This is a genomic window from Pseudonocardia sp. N23 (genome assembly GCF_002583555.1).
Taxonomy (GTDB): Bacteria; Actinomycetota; Actinomycetes; order Mycobacteriales; family Pseudonocardiaceae; genus Pseudonocardia.
Window position 1 is genome coordinate 1 of the sequence record NZ_BEGX01000111.1, and the last position, 801, is coordinate 801.

Consider the following 801-nt stretch of genomic DNA (forward strand, 5'->3'; position numbering starts at 1 on the left):
GCCTGCACCTGCCCGGCGCTGACCGCGTTCGTGATCGCCGCGGGATCGGAGTTGATCTGGACCTCCAGCGTGTCCAGGTAGGGGCGGGGCGCGTCCCAGTAGTCGGGGTTGCGCGTGAACGAGTAGCTGGCGTTGGGCACGATCTCGGTCAGCAGGAACGGACCCGCCCCCACCGAGGTCTCCGGCGACGTGCCGAAGTTCGCGCCGTGCTGCTGGAGCGCGGTCGGCGAGGCGATCACGCTCATGTTCCCTGCCACCGCTCGGTCGAACACACCGTTGGGCGCGGTCAGCGTGAGTCGCAGCGTGACCTCGTCCACGACCTCGGTCGAGGCGATCTGCGCGGCCGTGCTCGCGGCGGGGGAGGTGAGCGCCGGATCGGCGAACCGCGCCCAGTTGAAGCGCACCGCCTCGGCGTTCAGCGGCGTCCCGTCGGAGAACTTCAGACCCGGCTTCAGCGTCACCGTCCAGGTGATCGAGTCCTCGGACTTGATCGACTCACCCAGCCGGCCCTCCACCTGCCCGCTCTCGAAGGACTCGTAGAAGAGCAGGTCGTAGATCGCCGACTCCACCGGACCCACGGAGGGGTTCATCTTGATGAAGGTCGCCGGGTCCAGGGAGCGGAAGTTGAAGTTCGTGATGACCGTGGCCGAACCCCCCTGCACCGGCTTGGCTGCAACACCCGGCTCGGCGGGATCGCCACCATCAGCGCCGCCGCACCCGGCTATCAGAAGCAGCGGCAGCACCAAGGCAGTCAACCGCCGCCGGTACCCGTGTCTCATCGGTTCTCCTGTCGAGTGATCT

The 801-nt window shown here is 67.9% G+C and carries 1 protein-coding gene; it reads right to left on the minus strand.

Annotation, left to right across the window (positions count from 1 at the left end; translation table 11 throughout):
- A partial coding sequence (locus tag TOK_RS23835) for an ABC transporter substrate-binding protein (RefSeq protein WP_172457741.1) occupies positions 1 to 662 on the minus strand: 662 nt, incomplete at its 3' end.
- Positions 663 to 801 lie beyond the last annotated feature (139 nt).